Genomic DNA, 15,646 nt, shown 5'->3' with positions numbered 1-15,646 from the left:
CCCTGCAAACTGCGTAAGCCTGCTCCTGCTATGCCTGAGCAGTGGTTTGTGCGTGCAAGCCACTGAATCTTTGCAGGGGAATATTGAAGCCAGTCTCGGATACCTTGACCAGGATGCCTGGCAGTTTGGCAGTTCCCATGGTGTCAATGACCTGGGGTTCACGCCATTTGTTAATATTGACCTGCTCTTGCCCGGATTCACAGACACCGATAAATGGCAGATTGGAGCTAATCAACTCGGTCTGTCGTCTGCACGTTTTATGCTCAAAGGACAGTTTGATGATAACCAGTCAGTGGATCTGAACTGGCGCCAGATATCAGGATATGACTATGATGATGCCCATACCCCTTTTTACAGTACCGGATTGGCAAAATTCAGCTTGCCAGGCAACTGGCAGGTTAACGATAACACCACTGCGGGCATGACCTCTGTTTCTGATCATCTGAACCCTGTCAGCCTCAGGCACAAGCGCCACTGGCTGGAACTGGATTATCAGCGGAACCTGGGTGAAAACTGGGCCTTGAATGTTGATTTTCGCCGGGACAGCGTCACAGGGACCAAGGCCCTTGGCGGTGCCACGGGTTCCAGCGGTGGCAATGTGCGCGCGGTTTTACTGGCGGCACCAGTGGATCATCAGACCCATCAGGCCAGTATTTCTCTGGCATATCTGGGCAGCAGGTTAAGCTGGACACTGGGCTATCACGGCTCATTTTTTGACAATACCCTGACCTCAGTAATCTGGCCCACGGCCTTCGGACAACATCCTCAGTGGGCTGCGGGGGTGGGTTTCCCTGATGGCATCAATCAGATGGCCACAGAGCCGGATAACCAGGCGCATCAGTTTCGCGTCAACGGGAGTTATCGCTTCACACCTTACACACGGCTTTATCTTGATGCCGCACTGGGACGCCAATCTCAGAATCAGAGCTTTTTATCCTATACTGCGAACTCCCGGCTGATTGTTAATGCTTCCCTGCCCATGCAGTCGCTGGATGGCAGGGTGGACACCACTAACCTCAATCTGCGCCTGAGTTCACGACCCTTATCGGGCCTGAATCTGATCGCCAGGTTAGCGTACCGTGACAGAGACAATCAGACGCCTGTGGCAGCCTACCAGCGGGTTGCCGGCGATGCCGCTTATCAGCAGGGCTTTGCCGATGCCAGGTTAAATCGTCCTTACAGCCTGAGTAAACGTAAGGCAAACCTCGAGGCGAACTGGCGGCTAATGACAGCAACACAGTTACAGGCGGGTTATCACTACACGGACACCCGTCGGGATTATTCAGAAATTACCCGGGCCAGGGAAAATGATATCCGCCTGGGCTTTCGCAGCCATTACTTTGAGACACTGGCGATGGCAGTCAGTTATTCTCACCAGCAGCGACGCACCGATGACTATATTGGCAACCGGCCACTGATTCAGACTCATGTTCCCGGCACTACAGAGGCCGAAGAGTTTGAGAACCATCCCTTACTGCGCAAGTACTACCTGAGTGAACGGGACCGGGATAGCGTGTCGTTACAAGCGGACTGGTACCCTCAGACTTCGCTGAGTCTGGGGGCACAACTAAGCTGGAACCAGGATACCTATCCTGACGGCCACTTCGGACTCAACAGCTCAAAGATGTACTCGGTTAACGGCAATATCAGTTATATCAGCGATAAGGACTGGCAACTTTCCGGATTTTATAGCTATGACAACTATCAATATCAGCAATCCGGCCGCTCCTTTCGCGGATTTGCTCCGGCTGAAGCTTTCGATCCACAGCGCAACTGGCAAGTCAGTGCCAGCGATGATTTTCAGACACTGGGATTTAGCCTGGAACGTCAGGGCCTCAGACCGGCCTTTTCTGACTGGCAGGCACAAGGAACCCTGGATCTGTCAATGTCATTTAACCACAGTCGTTCTGTCGGTGAGATGATCAATCATCATGGCAGCGTCTTGCAAAGCGCACCGCTGCCGGATCTTAAAACACAATTAAATACAGCGAATCTGACTGCACGCTATCATTTATCTGCATCATCATCTGCAGCACTGACTCTTATCAGGGAGACCTACGACAGCGATGATTTTGCCCTGGATAATGTCGCAATGAATACCCTTAGCAATGTTCTGTTACCCGGGCAGCGGAGCCCCCGGTATCAGGCGACCTGGTTGGGCTTAAGTTATCGATATGAATATTAAGGCAGCACCAGTGGTACTCTCACAAAGTAAAATCATCACCTTCACACTGGCCATTCTGCCCGGCCTTTTAGCCCTGTTGTTTATCACTGCCTCAGATTTTTCATCTGCCGGGGCGCTGTTGAATCTGCTGGGACGTCTGACCGGCATCTGGGGGATGGCGTTATTGCTGGTGGCCGCCATACTCTGTTGCAGGGTACCGGGTTTTGATCAACCCTTTGGCGGACTGACTAAATTATGGAAACTGCATCATCTGCTGGGTGCCATTGGCTTTTTGATGATCCTCACCCATCCCTTATTACTCGCTTTTGCCGCCGCGGAAATCTCCCTGAACGCTGCAGTGAATACATTGTTCTCTTCACAAAGACCCGTGCTTTGGGGCTGGGTGGCACTTATCGCCTTAATGATTTTTATGGCCCCGACTTTTGCCTTTTTCGGTAAGCCTGATTACCAGCGCTGGAAATGGATGCACAACTTAAGTGGTGTCACTGTGGTATTTGCTTTGGTGCACACGCTGATGCTCAGTCGCACCCTGCCCGGTCATTGGGGAGATATTGTCTGGGGTTTGCTGGCATTGATGGCCCTTGGTGCTATCGGCTACCGCTGGATATTCTCGCGCTGGCGTGGTCGCCTGCCCTATAAGGTAACTGAAATTACACACCCTGCGAATAATGTGGTGGAACTGACGCTACAGCCTCAGCGGGCTCATCTGAAATACCAGCCGGGTCAGTTTGTTTATTTTACCCCCTTTTGCCGCGAGCTGGAGTCTGGCAACAACGAAGAACACCCATATACGCTGTCTTCGTCGCCTTGTGAGCCGACCCTGCGTATGGCCATCAAAGCACTGGGTGATGGCAGCCGGGCATTGCAAAACCTTGCAATTAACACAGAAGTCAGTGTAGAGGGCCCCTATGGTCGCTTTTTTGACCCTAAGGCCAGCCCGGATCAGTCGGAGTTATGGATTGCCGGTGGCATCGGCATCACCCCTTTTCTGGCACGGCTCAGACACCATGCCAGACTCAGTCAGGACGTGAATATTCATCTCATTTATTGTGTGCAGGATGAAGCAAGACTGGTATTCGGCGATGAACTACAAAAATTGTCTGATAGTATTTCCGGCCTAAGTTTTACCCCCCACTTTTTTTACCAGCAAGGACCTCTGACCAGCTGTTTTATTAAACAGCATTGCCCGGATTTTAGCCACAGAGAAGCTTATATTTGCGGTCCGGTACCGCTTATTGACAGCAGCCGCAGAATATTAACGGATGCCGGTGTGCCATTAAACCGCATCACCACTGAAGAATTTGTACTTTTATAAGGAGAAATGAAATGAAGCAAGTTGGATTCGCCGCCTTTATTGCCTTCTGGTCATGTGTAGGAACATTGCTGATGCTATTTTGGCTTGTGCCTGTAACCCCTTCTGATGCCGCAGAGGAGAAAACTGGCTATACTCTGGCAGAAGTAGCCCTGCATAATACCACTGAAGATTGCTGGATGGTGATTGAAAGCCGGGTGTATGATTTCAGCAAATATATACCCAAACATCCTGCCCCTGCCATTGTTATGGCAAACTGGTGCGGAAAGGAGGCAACAGAAGGCATGAAGACCAAAGGTTATGGCAACAACCACAGTCAGACTGCCTGGGACATGATGGCCGGTTATCAGATTGGCGTGCTTAAAGAAGATTAACTCAGCACATATCCTGATTTAGTCCCTCTGGTTCAGCTGTTGCCGCTGCTGTTGTTGTTTAGCCCCGATTAAGGCGCTCAGCTTGTTAAATGCAGGTAAGGCCTTTAATGCCCTGGCATTATCACTCTGATCGGCTTGGATAAAAAGCCACCACAGAGGGATCCAACCCTTTTGATATGCCTGCAATAACACCGCCAGCGCCCGCTCTGTCTGGCCTTGTATCAGCAGGTGATTAGCCCTGAACCCAGAGTACAGCGCCCACTGTGGAAATTGGGACAGGAGTTCCCTGAATTGTTGATTCAGCGCTTTTTTAATCTTTCTATCCTCACTCAGGACCTGCAGTGCCAGTGCTAATTCACTATTGCGGATATTTACTGTGGTATCAGGCTCAAGGGGGGAAGGCTGCATCTGTGCCAGTGAGGTAAATCCCTGCTTTTGGCGATCAAGTGCCAGATAAAGATGACGCATTAAGGGCAACAGATTATAGGTGCCAGTGCGGGTCGACTGCATGGATTGCAGCATGCTCAGGCTTATCTGCGGTTCCAGGTTCTGATATCCCAGACGAATAAAGTTTTTCCAGAAGCGGGCGTCAACGGAGTCACCATATAAGGAGGCGGTGCGCTCAAACCAGTTGGCCGCCTCGGGTTGCTTATCAAGCTCCAGATATAACAATCCCAGATAGGCACTGTTTGCAGCAGAGCCGGGATCCAGACTAAGGCATTTTTGCATGGCCAGAATTGCCTCCGCCAACCGTCCGGTTTTATGCAGTATTCTGGCCTGCCAGACATAGCTCCAGCTATATTCCGGATCCACATTCTGAGCCACCGAGATGGCCTGCAGAGCCTGCTCATACTGGCCAAGATAATAGTAAACCATGGCCAGATTAATATTGACCCAGGGCGAGAGAGGATCTGCCTCTCTGGCTCGTAGCGCGTAATCCAGCGCCTGGTCTGGCTGATTTTGTACCAGTGCCAGCTCAGAATACAGATACCATGCCTGAGCATTGGGAGAGCGCACCGCCAGAGCCTGTTGCAGTGCTTTTTCGGCATCCTCGAAGTGGTGGTCCAGAGTCGCCAGAATCGCCTGAGCATGCAAAGCGTCCACCTGCTCAGGATCCAGTGCCATGGCCGTATCGATGGCCTGGCGGGACTTGTCGATGGCATCCTCTTTGTTCATATAAATATCATGAAACTGATATCTGGCATAGATATATGCCAGGCTGCCATGGGCCGCGGCAAAATCCGGCGCTATCTTAATCGCATCCAGAAAGGCTTTCTCTGCCCGGTAAAACCACTCGCTGGTTGAACCATTCATCCACCAGTACTGACCTTGCAGGTAGTGCTGATAGGCCTCTACATCAATGCGGGCGGCAGACCATTGATTATTTCCTGTCACTGATGCCTGTGGCACTAAATAATCCCGCACATCGGAGCTAATCTGGTGGCTGACCTTGCTGAGCTGCTTCTGCGGCCCGGCATAACTGCGGCGCCACACATCCACCTCACTTCTGGTATCCACCAGTTCCACCTGAATCTGATATCCCCGCTCATCAATGCCCTGCAGTTTACCCACCAGCAGATATCTTACCTTAAGCTGTTCGGCAATCTGCCGGGGAGTAAGGTCAGTGTTGCCAAATGAGAAGGCTGAATAACGGGATGCCACCGCCAAACCCGGTGTTTGTGCCAGTGATGTCAGTACTTCCTCGGCAATGCCATTGGCCAGATAATCATGTTGAGGATTACCTGACAGATTTTTCAGAGGAAGAACGCTGATCCGCGGTTTATCCGGCACAGAGCTATTGTATTCCACAGTGGGCTGAGTGAATCGGTTAAGGGTAAATGCCAGCAATATCAGTATGACAAATAGTCCTGCCAGCCAAAATGGCTTCGAAGTCAGAGCGCTTTTAGCAGCCGAAGTATTCCGTGCTGATTGGCTATGTTGTTCCACACTTTCGGTGTTATCCGCAGCCTCTGCAGATTGCGGATTCTGCCAGTTAACCTCACAGGCAAGGCGATAGCCTTTTTTCGGTATGGTCTGGATAAGTTGTCTGGAATGGCTGTCATTGAGGGCTTTTCTGAGCTGGGAAATAGTGCGGGTCAGTGCTTCTTCTACTACAACCTGCTGCCCCCAGACGCGACTAAACAACACCTCCCGCTCTACGGTCTGTCCGGCATGTTCGGCCAGTACCCAGAGTACATGCATAGCCCGTGGCTCAACATGAAGAACCTGATGCTCGTGGTAGATACTGTTATTACCGGCATCGATTCGAAAATTTTCTATGCTAAATTGCCCGTCCGGGGATTTCCCTTCCTGCATCAGGCCTGCATCCTGTTATCCACCATCAAGTTCTCCATTAGCAAAACATTAGCTTTTCATTCTTTGTCCGTCAGGCGCAAGCTCTGGTTGTCACTTATAACCGATCTGGTACCGACAATATAAACCAGTCAGGTTCACAACAAGTGTTATTTATAAGGGGCTTTGCCATGTTCAAATCAATATTCAAAACCACCACCCTCGCCTTGTCTTTTGTCGCCATAAGCCATGCTCAGGCTCATGGCAACCTGGAGCTGAAAACCAGTTATCAGGATATACCGGGCGTAAGAAACATTGAAGCCGGGCAATACCAGGCCGGCATCCATAAACTTCAGACGTTGCTGGGTAACACCCGCATGCGCGAACTGACGGCCCCTGCTCACACCAATCTGTGCGTGGCTTATATCGCCCTTGGCCAGCTCAGTAACGCTTCAACCTATTGCGATCAGGCTATTGAACAGCACAATAACAAGCGCGATCAAAGTATTGCCTATAACAACCGTGCTGTGCTGCACTATGTTCAGAGTAAAACCGAACTGAGCCTGCAGGATATGCAAAGGGCCACAGAACTCAACCCCGCAAATAGTCTGGCGGAGCGCAATCTGGCACGACTTTCAGCAGCAGACAGCGGCACGCAGATACTCAGCAGTCTTAACTAAGGCAGATCTTTTCTGTGCCAAACAAAAGCCCGCATTATGCGGGCTTTTTCGTTATTTCTGAATTACTTCATATCGGCCAGCATCGCCAGCGGATTTTCCAGATAGGATTTCCACAGGTTGCTGAACCTGACCATCGTGGCTCCGTCGATAATCCGGTGATCCCCTGACCAGCTGATATGCATAATATTCACGGGTCTGACATTATCCTGCTCGTCAAAGCGTGGCAGACGCTGGATCTTGCCCAGCGCCACAATCGCCGATTCCGGTTTATTGATAACCGGTGTCGCCACCGTGCCACCAATCACACCCACATTAGAGATACTGATGGTGCCGCTTTTAAGATCCCCGCCCGGCAGGCGCCCTTCCCTGGCCTGTTCGATCAGGCGGTTGGCCTCTTTGGCAATTTCAAACAGGCTTAAATGCTGAACCCTTTGATATTGGGCACCAGCAAGCCAATTTTCGAGTCCACCGCCATACCAATGTTGTGATCATCAAAATAGGTCAGTTCGGTGCAATCCTCATTGACCTGGGCATTGACGATGGGAAACTGTTTCAGCGCCAGTGACATGGCTTTGATAATAAAGGGCATAAAGCTGAGCTTAACGCCCTGTTTTTCAAATTCAGGTTTGAGCTGCGCCCGGGCCGCCATCAGTGCATCCATTTCAATTTCATCGCTGACGCTGAAATGAGGGATGCTGAATACCGACGCCGACATCTGTTTCGCCATCGCCGCGCGCACACCGCGAATCGGCTCAACTCTGGTGCCACCAGAGCTTTGCACCTGCCCTTTAGTCGCAGTTTGTTCGGGTTGCTGCGATGACTCAGAATCCTGCTGCTTAAGTGCCCGCAGGTCCTGCTTCATGACCCGGCCTTTTTTACCGCTACCCTGTACTTTGCTCAGATCCACTTCCAGCTCTCTGGCTAAACGCCTGACAGCGGGGCTGGCCAGGGCTTTACCCGGCGGTGCCGGTTCAGGGTCAAACTCCCCGCCGGGAAATTTTTCCTGTTTGGAAGCTGCAGTTGCATCACTTTTGGCGCTTTGCTTTTGGTTGTCAGGTTCTGATGCCGCAGATTTACCGGCACTCTTTGTTGCAGGCGGCGCTGAGCCCGGTTCTGCATCTATTTCTATGGCAAACAAGGGCTCATGAACTTTGGCAATCTCGCCTTTCTGGTAGTAACGCTTGATCACTTTGCCATTAAACTTAGAGGGGATCTGCACCAGGGCTTTGTCGGTCATCACATCGGCAACGGGCTGATCTTCGGTAATTTCATCACCTTCTTCGACCAGCCACTCTACCAGTTCACACTCGACGATACCCTCACCGATATCCGGCAGGATAAAATCCTCGACCTGTTTGCCGCCACTTTGATATTTCCCATCAGCACTGGCTGAAGGGCTGTCATCGCTGCTTTGGGCTTGCTCATCACCGCTGGCTTTTTCACTGGCCTGAGTCCCGCCTTCACCCTCTACCTCCATAGCAAATAAGGGTTCATGGACCTTCGCGATTTCACCCTTCTTGTAATACAGCTTCTTCACCACGCCGGTATCCATGGCGGGGATCTGTACCAGGGCTTTGTCGGTCATCACATCGGCGACGGGCTGATCCTCAACAATTTTATCGCCTTCCTCGACCAGCCATTCCACCAGTTCGCATTCCACTATGCCTTCGCCGATATCCGGTAATATAAAATCTTTCATAAACTCGGCTCCTAGTAATGAACTGTGCGTTTGATGGCCTCAAATACCTTGAGGTGATCCGGCATATATTCTTTCTCATGGGCCAGCGGATAGGGTGTATCCAGGCCACAGACCCGGGCAATAGGCGATTCCAGATTTAAAAAGCACTTATCCTGCACCGTGGCCGCGATCTCACTGGCAAAACCACCGGTCAGAGGCGCTTCATGGGAAATCAGTAAGCGCCCGGTCTTGACCACCGACTCACAGACGGTTTCGGCATCCCAGGGCAAAATACTACGCAGGTCGATCACTTCGGCGTCAATGCCTTCTTTTTGCGCCAGCTCGGTCGCTTTATCGATCACTTCCATCTGTGCGCCCCAGGCGAGCAGGGTAATATCGGTGCCGGATTTGGTGATCTCGGCCTTACCCAGCGGCAGGGTGTAATCCTCTTCCGGCACCTCACCTGTTGATGCACGATACAGCCGTTTTGGCTCCATAAACAGTACCGGATTATCGTCACGAATCGAGGCCAGCAACAAGCCTTTTGCCTGATAAGGATTGCGGGGAATCACGATCTTCAAACCTGGCGTATGGGCAAAATAGGCCTCAGGAGACTGTGAATGGTAGTGCCCTCCGGCAATACCACCGCCATAAGGGGTACGGATGGTCAGCGTGCCGCAACTGAACTGACCACCGGAGCGATAGCGCCACTTGGCCGTTTCATTAACGATCTGGTCAAAAGCCGGGAAAATATAATCGCCGAACTGGATCTCTGCCACGGGCACTGAACCCTGTGACGCCAGACCGTTGGCAAAGCCAATGATGCCCTGCTCTGTCAAAGGTGTATTGAAACAACGATCACGGCCAAATTTTTGTTGCAGGTTACTGGTGGCTCTGAACACACCACCAAAATGGCCCACGTCTTCGCCAAATACCATGACCTTTTCATTTTCTTCCATGGCGGTGATCAGGGCGTTATTGATTGCTTGCAATAAATTCATTTTCGCCATGGTTACAGCCTCCCTGATGTTTTCGGATAGGCCTCGGGGTATTTGGCCATATGTTTCTTAAGCTCGCTCAGTTGCTCTTTTAAATGCCAGGGCGGCGTGTCGTACACATCTTCGATAATTTCATCAATTTTACAGATCGGCACTTTCTCTACCCTTTTGAGCTCCTGTAACACTTCCTGACGTATTTTTTCGAGATCCTTGTTTTCCTGCTCTTCGTCCAGCCAGCCTTTATTTTTCAGCCAGGCGCCGAGTCGGGCAATAGGATCTTTTTGCTGCCACCGGGCCTCTTCGTCTTTGGAGCGATAGCCAGTGGGATCATCAGACGTGGAATGGGCCGCCAGACGATAGGTCATGGCTTCGATCAGTACCGGACAGTTGTCTTTAAGCGCTATGGCCCGAGCCTGCTGGGTGGCCGCATACACGGCAAAGGTATCATTGCCATCTACGCGGATAGTTTTCACCCCATAACCTAAGCCACGTGAGGCGATACCATCACCGGCAAACTGCTCTTCCGCCGGCGTAGAAATGGCGTAACCGTTGTTACGACAGAAGAAGATGACCGGGCAGTTCAGCACCGCAGCCATATTCAGACCTGCATGAAAGTCCCCTTCCGAAGCTGCCCCTTCACCAAAGTAACAGATGGTGATGGCTTCTTCCCCGGCCATCTTCTGACCATAGGCATAACCCGATGCCTGTGGGATCTGAGTGCCCAGCGGCGAAGAGATGGTCATAAAGTTAAGCGCCTTGTCACCGTAGTGAATCGGCATCTGCCGCCCTTTATTGGCTTCTTTTTCATTGCTGAACATCTGATTCATAAAGGCTTCGGTACTATAACCGCGAAATGCCAGAGCGCCTTGTTCACGATACTGAGACATAATCATATCCTGCGGCTTAAGGGCCGCTGCACTGGCGACACTGGCGGCCTCTTCGCCGGTGCTGGCCAGATAAAAGCTGATCCGGCCCTGGCGCTGCGCTGCCACCATACGCTCGTCGAGCACACGGATAAAACGCATAGTACGATAGATTTTCAGTGCCAGTTGCTGATCCAACTCCGGCACTTTGGCCTTCTTATGGGGGGTGCCATCTGGCTGTAAAATCTGCAACATGGGAATGTCGATAAGGCCGTTTTCAATGATACTGACCTCGTGAACAAGACCGACGTTAGAAAGATGATTTCTGTCTTTCATATTTTGCCTTTACTGTTCGTAAACCGGTAACCCTAAGCGTCCGGTTCTGCTGTTGATATTGCTGACTATACTAGTAGAGGATACTCCACAAGGTGTTGCTTTTTAGCTGGCCGGACAGGATTTAATTAGTATGTGATGACCAAGTCAGACAATAAAATTAGGATGAACAGCCTAATTTTAACAAGTGATCCACATTTGCTGAACAAGGTACAAACATTCACAGGTCCATTTTGTTTATTATACCCCCATACAAGCAAGGCCATCTGGCGCAATTAAACCGGAGTAACAGATATGAATATGCCCATGAAAATGTTGTCTGCTGCTGTCAGTGCATGTCTGTTATTGCAGTCAGCAGCACTCAGTCAGGGAATGACCAAACCACAGCTGTCAAAGCAGCAGAATAAATTTGCCAAGGAGCCGGGACTTGCTGCCGGGGTATATACTTATATTGTCAGATTACAAAGTCCGTCCGTTGCCGCACTTAGTCGCCAGTTTAATAAAACTGGCCCTCAGAGCACCCTATCAACGGACAACCTTGGCGGATTCCGGCGCCTGGATGCCAGCTCATCTCAGGTACAGCGTTATGCCGCCACGTTACGACAACAACAACAGGATTTCCTCGCCCGCATCCCCGGTAGCATCAGAGCCAAAGCTCCGCTGGCAAACTTTCAGTATGCACTCAATGCGCTGGTATTAGAGTTAACCCAGAAACAGGCGGCAGAGATAGCCCGATTGCCAGAGGTAGCCTTTGTGGAACGTTCCAGGTTGGTTCCGCTTAACAGTGATTCAGGTCCGGGCTGGACAGGGGCAGACCTGGTCTGGTCGGGACAACAGGGGCAGGAAGCGTTTCAGGGTGAAGGGATAATTGTGGGCGTACTGGATACGGGTATCAACACTGATCATCCGTCATTCAGTGAAACCGCCGGTGATGGTTATCAGCATCAGAATCCCCTTGGCACTTACCTCGGTGATTGTGTCTCTGAGCCGGCCCTGTGTAATAACAAACTGATCGGAGTCTACAGCTATGATCGGATCACCTCTCAATACGATGATTTTGCTCCGGGCACGCCTGAAGTGGGCGAGGATTATAACGGTCACGGCTCTCATGTGGCCGGCGTTGCAGCAGGTAATGTGCTCTTAAATCAGCCTCTGTTAGATGCCAGCGGTGATGCGATGCCGGATTTCACCTTCGATCGGATAGCAGGCATCGCGCCGCGAGCCAATATCATCAGCTACCAGGTCTGTGAACCCGGCGAAGATGACAGTATTGGTTTCTCCGGATGCTGGACAGATTTGGTCGTCGCTGCGGTGGAACAGGCGATCATAGACGGCGTCGATGTGCTCAATCATTCCATCGGTGCCGAATTGACCTCACCCTGGCAAGGCAGTAAAGGCCTGGCCTTTCTGAATGCCAGAGAAGCCGGGGTGATTGTCACTCATTCAGCCGGTAATAGTGGTCCACAACCGGAAACCGCCTCCTCTGATGCCTCTGCCCCCTGGGTGCTGACCGTTGGCGCATATACCCATGACAGGGTTTTCAGCAGCAAGACCCTGAATAGTTTCTCCGGTGGCGATACGGCAGCGCCGTCGACCATCGAAGGTGAAGGGAAAACAGCCGGTATCAGTGCCGCCATCGTCTATGCCGGAGATTTCACCAACCCCAATGGTGCGGATGGCGATCCGGCCCAGTGTCTTCAGCCTTTTCCTGCCGGTACCTTTAATGGCGAGATTGTGCTGTGTGAGCGCGGAGAAATTGCAAGAGTCGACAAGGGCAAGCACGTCAAAGCCGGGGGTGCAGGAGGCATGGTGTTGGCCAATATTGACGGCGGCGCCGAAAATCTGGTGGCAGACAATCATGTGCTACCTGCTATTCAGATAACCGCAGCGGATGGCAATGCACTGCGAAGCTGGCTGGCCAGTGGCACAGGTCATCAGGCCCGCATCAGTGCCAGTGAAATTGGCTCTGAGCCGGAATTGGCCAATATTGCTGCGGATTTCACCTCCCGGGGCCCGAATAATCTGCTCAGTGATGTGATCACGCCAAGCATGGTCGCACCGGGAGTTGAGATCTGGTCGGCTTATGCCGACGAGCAGCCTGAAGGGTTTAAGGATATTCCCGATCCTGCGGATTTTGCCTTTTTAAGCGGCACCTCCATGGCGGCGCCAAGCGTGGCGGGCGCGGCAGCACTGCTGCGCGGACTCCATCCAGACTGGAGTGCCGCAGAAATACAATCTGCACTGATGCTTACCGCCAATCCGGTCACCTTTAAAGAAGATGGTGTCACGCTTTCCGATCCTTTCGATATGGGCTCTGGTATGCTCAATGTCAGCGCCGCCGCGCAAAGTGGTCTGGTTATGGATATCAGTATCGCTGAATATCAGGCCGCAAATCCGGACAACGGCGGTGAACCGGCTGCACTTAACCTGGCCTCTGTGGCTGATGCAGACTGTTTCAGCTCCTGCAGCTGGATCCGCCGGCTGAAAGGCACACAAAGTGATAGCTGGGTGGCAACGGTCGTCAACACAAATAGCGCTGCTGAAATTACGGTACTGCCTGAGCAATTCAGTATTGATGCCAGCGAGGTGCAAACACTGAGCATTGCTGCCGACGCTTCTTCGGCAACAGAGGGAGAATGGGTGTTTGCATCTGTGCAGCTTGAATCCTCAACGGGTCAGAAACTATCCATGCCTGTTGCAGTACAACCCAAACTGACCACCTTGCCTGAACATCTGGTCATTGAGGCCAGACGCGACGCCGATAGTCTGCTGATAGACGATGTGCGGACAGTAGATATTGAAGATCTGACCGTGCGCTCATATGGGCTGACAGTGGCGCAATCACAACAAGATCAAGTGGCTGAAGACAGCGACAACGCCGACGTATTTGATGATCTGAATGATGGTGTTGCGACTTTTACTTTTAATCTTCCGCCTCAATCCAAACGCTTTATTGTCGAGATTACACAGAGTCAGGCACCGGATCTGGATCTGTGGCTGGGCCGGGATGCGAACAATGATGGCATTGCCCAGGAAAGTGAACTTGTGACTCTCAGCGCTGGCTCGACGGCCCTGGAAAAGATCGAACTGGCCCTTCCTGATGCGGGGAATTATTGGGTGTTAGTACAAAACTGGCAGGGCAGCGGCAGTGCCAAAGACGGTTTCACGCTGAGTCACGCTATTGTCGATGGCAGTCAGAGTGACAACCTGACATTAAGCGGCCCCCAATCGGTCAGCGCACAACAGCCCTTCACACTCAGAGTCGGCTGGGATCTGGACATGCAGACCGGTGACAAAGTCTATGGCGCACTGGATCTGGGTACCGATACTGATGTTCCCGGCAATCTTGGCTTGTTTCTTGTGGATCTGACCAGGCAGGAAGATGATGTGACGCTTTCACTCTTGTCAGCTCAGCGTGTGCAGCCCGGTGATCAGGTCAGCTATCAGGTCAGGGTAGCGGCCAATCCCGACAGCGAAAACAGAAGCTACCGGATCGATGCCCATGTACCGGATAACACCCAGTTGTTGTCTGAAAGTGTCAGTGGTGACTTCAGTCTGACTGAGAACGGCATACGCTGGCAAGTGCTAAAAGCGGCGGGTACAGGGGGTGCCAGCATCCTTTCCTTTACCCTGCAGATTGACGACGATCATCCCGGTGGCCCTGTTGATGTCAGCCTCAGCTCACAGTTACCCCAGCACCCTGGCACGAAAGAGGAGCAGCATGCACCAACGCCCCGGGTTCAGGTAGAGGGGCCGCCGCAGGTTCTGATCAATAATCAAAACGAGGCATCAATATCAGCGACCTCGGGAGATTCTGTCACATTGATGGCGACAGCCAGCGATCCTAACGACGATCCATTAACTGTTAGCTGGCAACAAACCTCAGGAAGCTCAGTGACCTTCGATCAGACTGTACTGCAGCCCTCTGTTCGCTTACCTGTTGTCAGTAGCCCCACGACTCTGGGGTTTCAGGTAACGGTCACAGATCAAACAGGGCTAAGCAGCCAGGCAAACGTGTTGGTAACGGTTAATCCCAGAGCAGCACAGAATAACAGCGGATCCGGAGGGGGAAGTCTGTCCTTGAGCTTATGGGCAGTATTGCTATTGGCACTCAGCAGGATAGTGATAGCAGCGAGCAGAGAACATTAGCAAAAAAAAAGCAGGGGCCAGGCCCCTGCTTTTTATTATATTGGTAAAATTAAGTGCCTTAGTCCAGTTTAATACCAAGGCGGGCAGACACTTCTTCGTACGCTTCGACCACATTGCCGAGGCCCTGACGGAACCTGTCTTTATCCATCTTTTTACGGGTTTCTTTGTCCCATAAACGGCATCCATCCGGGGTAATTTCATCACCCAAGGTTATTTGGCCGCCAAACAGGCCAAACTCCAGCTTGTAGTCAACTAACAGCATACCGGCATCATCAAACAGTGTTTTGAGGACATCGTTAACTTTAAATGTCAGGGCTTTCATCTGCTCGATGTGAGCATCTTCTGCCCAGCCAAAAGTCTTGATGTGCGATTCATTGATCATCGGATCATGCAACGCATCGTTTTTCAGGAAAAATTCAAAGGTGGGCGGGTTCAGCACGGTGCCTTCTTCAATCCCCAGACGACGGCAAATCGAACCGGCAGCAATATTTCTGACCACACACTCAACCGGGATCATATCCAGTTTTTTTACTAACGAGTCGGTATCAGACAACAGTGCCTCAACCTGAGTAGGGACACCTGCCTGCTCCAGTTTAGACATAATGAAATGATTAAACTTGTTATTAATCATTCCTTTACGTTCAAGCTGTTCGATTTTCTCACCATCAAAGGCTGAGGTGTCATTCCTGAAATGCAGGACAAGACGAGCAGGATCGTCGGTTGTAAAAACGGTTTTCGCTTTACCCCGGTAAAGCTCAGTTCTCTTTTCCATTCAATGGTTC

At 51.5% G+C, this 15,646-nt stretch carries 9 protein-coding genes and 1 pseudogene; 5 read left to right on the top strand and 5 right to left on the bottom strand.

The features are described from left to right. The first annotated feature begins 52 nt into the window (after positions 1 to 52). The 3 genes from AT746_RS09430 to AT746_RS09420 are packed head-to-tail and all read left to right on the top strand — an operon-like array spanning position 53 to position 3,871. Positions 53 to 2,185 carry an MtrB/PioB family decaheme-associated outer membrane protein gene (locus AT746_RS09430; RefSeq protein WP_062479640.1) on the top strand — a complete coding sequence of 711 codons (2,133 nt, stop codon included), beginning with the start codon at positions 53 to 55 and terminating at the stop codon, positions 2,183 to 2,185. After that, entirely contained in the window at positions 2,175 to 3,500 is a 1,326-nt protein-coding gene (locus AT746_RS09425; RefSeq protein WP_062479638.1) for a ferric reductase-like transmembrane domain-containing protein, read from the top strand. Before AT746_RS09430 ends, AT746_RS09425 begins: the two co-directional genes overlap by 11 nt. 11 nt (positions 3,501 to 3,511) lie before the next feature. After that, positions 3,512 to 3,871, top strand: a complete 360-nt coding sequence (locus AT746_RS09420; RefSeq protein ID WP_062479636.1) for a cytochrome b5 domain-containing protein — start codon at positions 3,512 to 3,514, stop codon at positions 3,869 to 3,871. An 18-nt stretch (positions 3,872 to 3,889) separates the two neighbouring features. Here AT746_RS09420 and AT746_RS09415 read toward each other — a convergent pair whose 3' ends face one another. Then, positions 3,890 to 6,187: a winged helix-turn-helix domain-containing protein gene (locus AT746_RS09415; protein ID WP_062479634.1), complete on the bottom strand. Its 2,298-nt coding sequence runs from the start codon at positions 6,185 to 6,187 to the stop codon at positions 3,890 to 3,892. Between the two features lie 167 nt (positions 6,188 to 6,354). Between AT746_RS09415 and AT746_RS09410 the strand changes: the two genes are divergently transcribed. Then, on the top strand, positions 6,355 to 6,843 hold the full coding sequence (locus tag AT746_RS09410) for a hypothetical protein (protein WP_062479632.1): 489 nt from the start codon (positions 6,355 to 6,357) through the stop codon (positions 6,841 to 6,843). 62 nt (positions 6,844 to 6,905) lie between these two features. On the opposite strand, the pseudogene AT746_RS09405 reads toward AT746_RS09410, so the two are convergent. From AT746_RS09405 to AT746_RS09395, 3 genes and pseudogenes are all read right to left on the bottom strand, one after another. Then, positions 6,906 to 8,542: pseudogene (locus AT746_RS09405) on the bottom strand (dihydrolipoyllysine-residue acetyltransferase). 11 nt (positions 8,543 to 8,553) lie between these two features. Next, positions 8,554 to 9,531 carry an alpha-ketoacid dehydrogenase subunit beta gene (locus tag AT746_RS09400; RefSeq protein WP_062479630.1) on the bottom strand — a complete coding sequence of 326 codons (978 nt, stop codon included), beginning with the start codon at positions 9,529 to 9,531 and terminating at the stop codon, positions 8,554 to 8,556. A gap of 2 nt (positions 9,532 to 9,533) precedes the next feature. After that, on the bottom strand, positions 9,534 to 10,718 hold the full coding sequence (locus AT746_RS09395; protein WP_062479628.1) for a thiamine pyrophosphate-dependent dehydrogenase E1 component subunit alpha: 1,185 nt from the start codon (positions 10,716 to 10,718) through the stop codon (positions 9,534 to 9,536). A gap of 291 nt (positions 10,719 to 11,009) precedes the next feature. Here AT746_RS09395 and AT746_RS20175 point away from each other — a divergent pair, with 291 nt between their 5' ends. Continuing rightward, positions 11,010 to 14,864 (top strand): S8 family serine peptidase, encoded by a 3,855-nt coding sequence (locus tag AT746_RS20175; protein WP_062479626.1) that lies wholly within the window; start codon positions 11,010 to 11,012, stop codon positions 14,862 to 14,864. A 58-nt stretch (positions 14,865 to 14,922) separates the two neighbouring features. Here the strand turns inward: AT746_RS20175 and purC are convergent, their stop codons facing one another. Next, on the bottom strand, positions 14,923 to 15,636 hold the full coding sequence (purC, locus tag AT746_RS09385; RefSeq protein WP_062479624.1) for a phosphoribosylaminoimidazolesuccinocarboxamide synthase: 714 nt from the start codon (positions 15,634 to 15,636) through the stop codon (positions 14,923 to 14,925). Positions 15,637 to 15,646 lie beyond the last annotated feature (10 nt).

Source organism: Lacimicrobium alkaliphilum (genome assembly GCF_001466725.1).
GTDB classification, from domain to species: domain Bacteria; phylum Pseudomonadota; class Gammaproteobacteria; order Enterobacterales; family Alteromonadaceae; genus Lacimicrobium; species Lacimicrobium alkaliphilum_B.
The sequence above is the reverse complement of the archived record's forward strand: the minus strand, read 5'-3'. Positions and strand labels throughout refer to the sequence as shown.